The sequence below is a fragment of the Pseudofrankia saprophytica genome, from assembly GCF_000235425.2.
GTDB classification, from domain to species: Bacteria; Actinomycetota; Actinomycetes; order Frankiales; family Frankiaceae; genus Pseudofrankia; species Pseudofrankia saprophytica.
In genome coordinates, this window is sequence record NZ_KI912267.1 from 1,576,478 (window position 1) to 1,586,252 (window position 9,775).

3 protein-coding genes are annotated in these 9,775 nt (G+C 75.3%); all 3 read right to left on the reverse strand.

All coding sequences use genetic code 11. From position 1 onward, the window contains the following. Nucleotides 1–1,248, reverse strand: a 1,248-nt coding sequence (locus tag FRCN3DRAFT_RS48865) for an FAD-dependent monooxygenase (RefSeq protein WP_007520158.1), incomplete at its 3' end; no start/stop codon positions are given. Continuing rightward, the gene (locus FRCN3DRAFT_RS48870; RefSeq protein ID WP_007520159.1) at nt 1,245–6,962 is read right to left on the reverse strand and encodes a type I polyketide synthase; all 5,718 of its coding nucleotides are present in this window, start codon (nt 6,960–6,962) and stop codon (nt 1,245–1,247) included. The genes FRCN3DRAFT_RS48870 and FRCN3DRAFT_RS48865, both read right to left, overlap by 4 nt. 108 nt (nt 6,963–7,070) lie before the next feature. Further along, nucleotides 7,071–9,775: type I polyketide synthase (locus FRCN3DRAFT_RS48875; RefSeq protein WP_198536222.1), on the reverse strand; the 2,705-nt coding region annotated here is incomplete at its 5' end.

Consider the following 9,775-nt stretch of genomic DNA (forward strand, 5'->3'; position numbering starts at 1 on the left):
GGCCGGCCGGAGCGCGGCGCGCAGCCGGCGCCCGGCGCGCGGCCAGCGCCCGGAGCCGCCGTCCTGCGCGAGCAGCAGGGCATCCGGGTAGCCGACCCGGTGGCCGGCGAGCAGCGGGACGAACCAGCGCCGCAGCACCCCGGTGGCGCCGAGCAGGTTCCAGGAGAGGTTCTGCGCTCGGGAGGCGATCGGGCCGAGGGTGAACATCTTGATCAGCCGGTGCGTGGTGCCGACGATCTGCCGGGCGGCCTGCAGGCGCTCCGGCTCGTAGGTGTCCAGGATCACGGGGGCGTACCGGCCGTTGATGACGCCGGCGAGCTTCCAGGCCAGGTTGTGCACGTCCTGCAGGCCGAGGTTGAGCCCCTGGCCGCCGACAGGGGTGTGGGTGTGGGCGGCGTCGCCGACCAGGAACACCGGCCCCCTGCGCATGACGGCGGCGATCCGCTCGGCGGTGGCGAAGGTGGCGAGGGTGTCCAGCTCGATGACACGCAGATCGCCGCCGGTGCGCTCGTCCAGGAAGGCCTGCACGGCCTCGGCGGTGAGGGGAAAGCCAGGAGGCAGCACGCCGGAGACCCGGACCCTGCCGCCGGGCATCGGGCCGACGATGGCGGAGCCGGCGGGGCCGAGGTGGTAGTGCATGACGCCGGGACGCAGGTCGCCGTCGATCCGCCCCTCGGCGAGCAGGAACTCCAGCGGCAGCTGGTTGCCGGGGAAGTCGATGCCGAGCTGTTCGCGCACCACGCTGTGCACGCCGTCCGCGCCGATGAGCCAGTCGGCGTGGACCAGCTCCGTGACGCCGCCGGGGCCCTCGGCCTTCGCGGTCACGCCGGTGGCGGTCGGTTCGACGGCGGTGACCCGCACACCGCGCTCCACCCGACCGCCCAACCGCTCCAGGGCACCTTCGAGCAGCTCCATCGTCTGTTCCTGGGGCAGCATCAACGGCTCGTGGGCCGCGCCCAGGACCACGGTGAGGAGGCGGTCGCGCAGGTGGTAGACGTTGCTGTGGATGCGCAGGCCGCGGCGCTGCGCCTCGTCCAGGACTCCGATGCTCCGTAGCACCTCGAGGCCGGAGGGCCACAGCTGCACGGCACGCGAGCCGACGGCGCGGTCCTTCCTGGCCTCCAGGACCCGCACGGAAACCCCGTTTTGCAGCAGTTCGCAGGCCGCGGCCAGGCCGCACGGCCCGGCGCCGACGACCACGACGTTGCCGTTGGCGCGGCCGGGTGGGGGCGAGGTGCTTTCGGTCATGCGAGGTGCTCCTTCGTCTCACCGGTCGCGGTGCCCACCGGGGCGGGGGCGGCCAGCCAGGGTCGGACCAGCCGGGCGGTGGCCTCGGCGTGCTGCTCGAGCAGGGAGAGGCGGTCACCGGGCGCCCGGACGACGCGGTGCGCGGCGGGCCACGACGGCCCGGCCGCGCCGCCCGCCGCGCGCACCAGCAGGGTGGGGGTGCGCACTGGCCCGGGCGCGGGCCCGGTGAGCAGCGGGGCATAGGCGCCCAGGGCGGTGAGCCAGGCTTCGTCCTCCGGCTGCCCGAGGGGTCCGCCGTCCGGGTGCGGTGCGCCGGGGGAATCCAGTTCGGCGGCGGTCACCGCCGCGGTGTCCAGCAGGACGAGGCCGGCGGCCGGGCTGCCGGCCGCCTCCAGCCGGGCCGCGACGGCGTGCGCGAGCAGCCCGCCGGCGGCGTGGCCGACGAGGACCGCCGCGCCTGGCTCGGCCTGTCGGCCCAGCGCCGCCGCGGCGGCCTCGGCCACCGCGTCCAGCGTCCGCGGCACCCGCTCGCCGGCGTGGAAGCCGGGCAGGGCGAAGGCGAAGACGTCGTGGCCGCCGTCGAAGTGCTCGGCGAACCGGGTGAACTGCTCGGGCGCGGCGCCGCCCAGCGGGCTCGGGAAGCAGAACAGCGCCGGCCGTCCTTCGGCGCCTCGCGCCAGCCGGACCACCCTCGGCAGGTCGTGCTCTTCGGGCGGCGCGCCGAAGGACGGGCGGTAGGCAGCCAGACCGGTCAGGAACCGGACGAACTCGGCGGTCCGGCCCGCTTCCCGGGCCCGCCGGAACAGCGGGGCGATCAGACCTGGGCCAACGGACGTTTCCGGCGCGGGCACCGGCTCGGGCGCGGGCGAGCCGGTCCCGGTGCCTGGTCCGGCGGCGGGGTCGGCCGCCGAGGCCGGGAACAGGTCGGCGCGCAGCCAGGCCGTCAGGGCGTCCGGGGTGCCGTGTTCCAGGATGACGCGAACGGTCAGCCGGGCCCCCGTGGCGGCGGCGAGCCGGTTGCGCAGCTCGACCGACGTGAGGGAGTCGAACCCGAGCTCGATGAACAGGCTCGTGGGGTCCACCGCGGTGGTGGCCTGGTGGCCCAGGACGGCGGCGATCTCGCGGGTGACGAGACCGAGCAGCGCCTCCCGCTGGCGGGCGGGGGTGAGTTCGGCCAGGCCGGCGAGGAACGTGTCCGGGGCGGCTGGGCCATCCGGCACGCCGGACGCGGTCGTCGGGCGGCGGGCCGCCGCGACCTCGGGGATCTCCGCGAGGAGCGCGCCGGGCGCGACCGCGCCGTGCGCGGCGAGATAGTCCGGCCAGCGCAGGTCGGCGACCAGGGCCGTGGTCTCACCACGGGCCAGCACGCCGTCCAGCGCGGCCAGCGCCGTCTCGGGGTCGAGCGGCGGGATGCCGCGCCGGGCCAGCCGAGCGGCGCGGTCGGCCTCTTCCCGCTCGGGGGCGTCGGCGTCGGACCACACCCCCCAGGCCACGGACGACGCGGGCAGCCCCTGGGCGGCGCGGTACGTCGCGAGCGCGTCCAGATAGGCGCCCGCGGCGCCGTATCCGCCGAGGCCGAGTGCGCTGCCGAGCGTTCCGGCGAGGGTGGAGAACAGAACGAACGCGGAAAGGCCGCGGTCGCGGGTGAGGCTGTGCAGCTGCCAGGCGGCGGCCGCCTTGGGCGCGAGCACCTGGCCGAGCTGCGCTGGCGTGACGTCCTCGAGCGCTCCCTCGCCGCGCGGGTCGGCGGTGTGGACGACGGTGGTCAGCGGGAGGTCCGCGGGCACGGCGGCGAGAGCGCGCAGAAGCGCCTCTCGGTCGGCCGGGTCGGCTTCGAGGATCGTCGACCCGACACCCAGCGCGGCGAGCTCGGCCGCCAGCACGGCGGCCCGGTCCGGGTCCGGGCGCCCGGCACTGGTCAGGACCAGATGCCGCGCGCCGGCGCGGGCCAGCCACCGGGCGACGTGCGTGCCGGTGGCCGTCAGGCCCTCGGTCACCAGCGCCGTGCCGCTCGTCGACCAACCCGGCCTGGACCTCCCCGGGTCGCCGCGGCCATCGGCGGGTGACCCCGCCCAGTCCGCCGCCGCGCGCACCAGCCGGCGGGCGAACGCCCCGGTGTCGCGCACGGCGAGCTCGCGCTCCCCGCCCTCGGCACGGCGAGCGGCCGCCAGCAGCAGGGCCAGCCGGCTGCCCGACCGCGCGTCCAGACACGCCGGAAGGTCGATCAGGCCGCCCCACAGCGCTGGGCTCTCCAGCGCCGCCGTCTGGCCCAGCCCCCAGATCTGCGCCTGAGCCGGGCTGCGCAGCGGGTCGCGCGGGCCGGTGGAGACCGCGCCGCGGGTGAGCGACCACAACCGGGCCTCGGTACCGAGGATGGCCAGCGCCCGCAGCAGCGTCACCGTGCCGGCCACCGCGGCGCCCGGCATGCCGTCAGCCGCGGGGTCGCGCGAATCCCCGGCCGTGGCCAGGAGCGACACCACGCCGGCGGCCTTCGCCGCGCCTGCTTCCTTGAGCCGGGTGGCGAGCCGCTGCGCGTCCGGATCGTGCGGGTCCACGTCGATCCGCGGAACGCGGGCGCCGTGGCGGATGAGCGCCGCCGCGACCGCGTCCACGTCCGCCGTGTCCGCCGGGCCAGCCGCCGCCGGGGCGACGAGCAGCCAGTCGCCCGCCACCATCCCGGCGTCGGGTTCGGGCAGCGGGCGCCAAGCGGTCCGGTAGTGCCAGGAGGCGAGCGTGGCGCGGATCCGTCGGTCGCGGCGCCACGCGGTCAGCGCGGGCAGCAGCTCGCGCAGCGCACCGGTCCCGGATTCGCCGCGGAGGCGGAGCGCCTGCGCCGCGCCGGATTCGTCCCCGTCGTCGACCGCGTCCCACAGCGCGGTGAGCGCGCTCCCGTCCGCCACCCGTGGGACGGCGGCGGACGAGGGCTCGAACCAGTAACGCCGCCGGCGGAAGGCGTAGGTGGGCAGGTCGACGCGGCGAGCGGCGGTGCCGGCGAAGGCCGGTCGCCAGTCGACGGGCAGGCCGTTGGTCCAGGCTTCGGCGAGGGCGGTGTTGAGGCGTTCGGGGCCGCCGTCGCCGCGGCGCAGGGTGTTGAGGGTGAGGATGGCCGCCGCGGCGGGGTGGGTTTCGGCCGTGTGCTCGATGGCGGCCGTGAGGACGGGGTGGGTGCCGATCTCGAGGTAGGTGTGGTGGCCCTGGTCGAGGAGGGTGTGGATGGTGGGGGCGAAGTTCACGGGGTTGCGGCAGTTGTCGTACCAGTAGTCGGCGGTGAGTTCGGTTCCGGCCAGGAGGGTGTCGGGGTGGGTGGTGGAGTACTGGGGGATGGCGGCGGGCCGGGGCTTCAGGAAGGCGAGCTCGCGCAGGAGCAGGTCGCGCAGGGGCTGGACGCGTGGGCTGTGGGAGGCGACGGTGTCGGGGATGACGCGGGCGCGGATGCCTCGGGCGGTGAGGGCGTCGACGAGGGCGTCGAGTGCTTCGAGGTCGCCGGCGACGGTGGTGGCGGCGGGAGAGTTGACGCCGGCGATCCACAGCTGGTCGGGATGCTGGTCGAGATGGTGGGTCAGGTCGTGGGCAGGCAGCTGGATGGAGGCGACGGCGCCGTGGCCGGCCAGGTGGTCGGCGAACAGGCGGGAGCGGGTGATGATGACGCGGGCGGCGTCGTCGAGGGTGAGGGCGCCGGAGATGTGAGCGGCGGCGGCTTCGCCCTGGGAGTGGCCGATGACGGCGTCGGGGTGAATGCCGTGGTGCTGCCAGAGGCGCGCCAGGGCGATGTTCAGGGCGAGGATGACGGGTTGCAGGACGTCGATGCGGGTGATGGGCGGGGCGTCGGGAGCGGCGCGCAGCACGGCCTCGACCTTCCAGGGCACGTACTGTTCGATCACCGCGGCACAGTCGCGCAGGTGTTGGGCGAAGACGGGGTTGGTGTCGAGCAGGCCCAGCGCCATGCCAGGCCATTGGGTGCCCTGGCCGGGGAACACGAACACGGTCTTGCCCCGCTCCCGGGCGACTCCGGTGACCGCGTTCGGCCCCGGCTCACCCCGCGCCACCGCGTCCAGGCCGGCGGTCAGCTCGGTCCGGTCCGCGCCGAGGACGACCGCGCGGTGAGCCAGGGCTGAGCGGGTGACCGCCAGCGACAGCCCGACGTCCGCGGGGGCCGGGGACGGGTCGCCGGCCAGGAAGGCCCGCAGGCGGGCGGCCTGAGCCCGCAGTGCCGGCCCGCCGGCCCCGGACAGGCTCAGCGGAAGCGAGACCGGCCGCGGCGGCGGCGACGCGGCTTCGGGCTCCGGATCGCGGACCGGGGTCGACTCGTCCAGCTCGTCCGGGGCTGCCGGGGCTGCCGGGGCCTGTTCCAGGATGACGTGGGCGTTGGTTCCGGTGATTCCGAAGGCGGACACCCCCGCCCGGCGCGGCCGGCCGGTGCTCGGCCAGGGCGTGCGGCGGGTCAGCGGGGCGAGCGGACCGCCGTCCCAGTCGATCCACGGCGACGGCGGATCGGCGTCGTGCAGGGTGGGCGGAAGTTCGCCGTGACGCAGGGCCGTCACCGTGTGGATGACGCCGGCGAGGCCGGCCGCGGCCAGAGTGTGGCCGAGCCGGGACTTCACCGTTCCGACGAGCAGCGCCCGGTCGCCCGGCCGACCCTGGCCGTACGCCGCCGCCAGCGCGGTGGCCTCGGCCAGATCGCCGGACACGGTGCTGTCGCCGTGCGCCTCGACCGCGTCCACCTCCGCGGCGGTCAGCCTGGCGTCGGCCAGGGCCTGTTCGACGACGAGCCGGCGCGCCCGGGCGGCCGACCCGTCGGGGCCGCCATCCTGGTTGACCGCCGAACCGCGCACCACGGCCAGCACGGGGTGCCCGTCGCGGCGGGCCTCGGACAGCAGCTGGATCGCGATGACACCCACGCCCTCCGCGAGCGCGGTTCCGTCGGCCCCGGCGGCGAACGGCCTGACCCGACCGTCCGGGCTCAGCACGCCGCGCCGCCCGAGGTCGGTGAAGGCGTCGGGCGTGGCCAGCACCGTCGCGCCGCCGACCAGCGCCAGGGAGCACTCCCGGCGGCGCAGCGCCCCGAGCGCCAGGTGCAGCGCCACCAGGGAGGTCGAGCAGGCGGTGTCCACGGTGACCGCCGGGCCCTCCAGTCCGAGAAAGTAGGACACCCGGCCGGACAGCACGCTGCCGGCGAGGCCGGTCAGCCGGTAGGGCTCGATCTCGCTGCTGGGATCGGCGACCACGAGGGCGTAGTCCTCGGTGACGCGGCCGGCGAAGACACCGGTGTCGGTGCCGCGTAGTGCTTTCGGGTCGATTCCGGCGCGTTCGAGCGCTTCCCAGGAGGTCTCGAGGAGCAGGCGTTGCTGTGGGTCCATCGCCAGTGCTTCGCGTGGCGAGATCCCGAAGAACTCCGCGTCGAACTCGGCCACGTCCGGCAGGAACCCGCCCGTGCGGACGGCGCGCGCGCCGGGCCGCCCGAGGGGGTCGATGAACGGATCGGGCACCGCCCAGCCCCGGTCGGCGGGGAAGTCGGTGATCGCGTCCGCGCCGGCCAGCAGGAAGTCCCACAGGTCCTCCGGCGACCGGACACCGCCCGGAAAGCGGCAGGCCATGCCGATGATCGCGATCGGCTCGGAGCGAGCCGCCTCGGCCTTCTCCAGGCGACCGCGCGCATCGTGCAGCTCGACCGTCGCGCGCTTGAGGTACTCCCTGAGCTTCTGCTCGTCTGACATCTGCTCCGTGATCTTTCTGGGGGATCCGGATACCGGGCTGGTTCGGGCCTGGCGGACGCGGCGCGACGGCCCGACCGCGCCGTGACCGCGAGGGCTCCTGCCGGTGGTTCAGGAATCGGCGCCTTCACGCGCCATGCGGATCAGGTCCTCGACATCCATGGCGTCGATGAGGTCCGGGTCGACGCCTTCCGGTTCCTCGTCCACCGCGGCCGCGGCCACCTCGAGCCCGGTCTCCTGCTCGGCCTCGTCGGGGAACAGCTCGGCGACCAGGCGCCCGGCGAGCTCGGCGGGCGTGGGGAAGTTGAAGACGAGGGTGGCCGGCAGCCGCAGGCCGGTGGCCTTGCCGAGCCGGTTGCGCAGCTCGACGGCGGTCAGCGAGTCCAGCCCCAGGTCCTTGAAACCCTTGTCGGCGGCGACGCCATCGGCGGATTCGTAGTCGAGGGCGGCGGCCACCTGGGTGCGCACCACGTCGAGAACCGCCTTCGCCCGCTCCGTCGCGGACAGCCCGACCAGCCGCTGCGCGAGGGACTGCTCCGGCTGCGCGGCGGCCGCGGCGCGGGCGCGCTGGGCCGGGCCACGAACCAGTCCTCGCAGCAGGTGGGGCAGCTCGGCGCCACGGGCGCGCAGGACGGAGGCGTCGTAGATGACGGGGGTCAGCGAAGCCGTGTCGAGGGTGAGGGCGGTGTCGAAGAGGGTGAGGCCTTGGTGTGGGGGGAGGGGGGTCATGCCGGTGTTGGTGAGGCGGGTTTGGTTGGTGGTGGTGAGTTGGGCGGCCATGCCGGTGTCGGCCCAGGGGCCCCAGGCGAGGGAGGTGGCGGGTAGGGCGTGTGCGTGGCGGTGGGTGGCGAGGGCGTCGAGGAACGCGTTGCCCGCCGCGTAGTTGGCCTGTCCGGCGCCGCCCACCTGGCCTTGGACCGACGAGAAGAGGACGAAGGCCTTGAGGTCGAGGTGGGCGGTGGCCTGGTGCAGGTGCCAGGCGGCGTCGGCCTTGGGCCGCAGCACCGTGTCGAGCTGATCCGGGGTCAGTGCCTCGAAGGTCGCGTCGTCCAGGACGCCGGCGATGTGCACCACGGCGGTGACCGGTCGATGGTCGGGGACGGCGGCGAGCGCCGCGTCCAGGGCCGCGCGGTCGGCGGTGTCGCAGGCGGCGACGTCGACGTGGGCGCCGGCGGCGGTGAGTTCGGCGGTGAGCTCGGCGGCGCCGGGGGCGTGTGGGCCGCGGCGGCTGACCAGCAGCAGGCGACGGACCCCGTGGGCGGTGACCAGGTGCCGGACGAACTGCGCGCCCAGAGCGCCGGTCGCTCCCGTGACGAGCACGGTGCCCTCACCGAACCGGGCCGCACCCGCGCTCGCGGCCGCGCTCGGCGCCCCGGCCCTGGCCAGTCGCGGCACCAGCACCGCACCAGCCCGCACGGCCGCCTGCGGCTCCCCGGAGGCCAGTACGTCCGGCAACGCGGCCCAGGAGGAGGCGGCGCCGTCGACGTCGACCAGCACCAACCGGTCCGGGTGCTCGGTCTGGGCCGACCGCAGCAGACCCCAGACGGCCGCGTGCGGCAGGTCGGTGACGTCGTCGGTCGCGCCGACGGCGACCGCGCCCGACGTGGCGACCACCAGCCGCCCGTCCTGGAAACGCTCCTGAGCCAGCCACTCCTGAACCAGCGCCAGCACGTCGCGCGTCGCGGTGTGGACGGACCGCGCGACGTCGGCGTCGGACGAGCCCGCGAGCCGCAGCAGCAGTACGTCCGGCACATCCTCGACCGCGTCGAGCCCGCTCGCCGTCGTCGTCTCCACGCCCAGGCCGGCAGGCGGCAGGCCCAGCACCGTCCAGCGCTGGCCGGCGACGGCCACCGGCACGGGCGCGGCCGGCAGGCCACGCCACTCCATCCGGAACAACGCGTTCGCGGTCCCGCTGCTGGCGGTGTCGATGTGGTTTTTGGTGGCGGGGCGGGTGGTGAGGGTGTGGATGGTGGTGAGGGGGGTTCCGGTGGGGTCGGTGAGGTGGATGGTGGCGGTGGTGGGGGTGGTGGGGGTGATGGTGGCGTGGGCGGTGGGGGTGGCGGTGGTGTGGGTTTGGGTGGTGGTGAAGGTGAAGGGGAGGTTGGGGGTGGTGGGGTTGGGGTTGGCGGTGTGGGTGGGGGTGGTGAGGGTGAGGGTGTGGAGGGCGGCGTCGAGGAGGGCGGGGTGGATGGTGTAGCGGTGGGTGTCGGGGAGGGTGTCGGGGAGGGTGAGGGTGGCGTAGAGGGTGGTGTCGTCGTGCCAGGCGGCGGTGAGGTTTTGGAAGGTGGGGCCGTAGTCGAGGCCGTGGGTGGTGAGGGTGTTGTAGTGGTGGGTGAGGTCGATGGGGTGGGTGTGGGGTGGTGGCCAGGGGGTGGGGGCGGGGTCGGGGTTGGGTGTGGGTTGGTGGTTTTGGGGTGGGGGGATGGTGCCGGTGGCGTGGTGGGTCCAGGGGTGGTCGGGGTGGTGTGGTGGGGCGGGTGTGGATGGTGAGGGTGCGGTGGCCGGTGGTGTCGGGGGGTGTGAGGGTGAGTTGGAGGTGGTGGGTGTCGGTGGGTGTGAGGGTGAGGGGGTGTGGAGGGTGAGTTCGTCGACGGTGTTGGTGCCGGTGTGCAGGGCGGCGTGGAGGGCGAGTTCGAGCAGGCCGGTGCCGGGGAAGAGGGTGGTGCCGTGGATGGTGTGGTCGGCGAGCCAGGGCTGCGCCGCCAACGACACACTGCCGACGAACAGGATCTCGTCGCGATCGGCGATCGGCACGACGGCCCTGATCAGCGGATGATCCGTCGCGACGAGCCCCGAGCCCGGTGACGTTCTCCGGC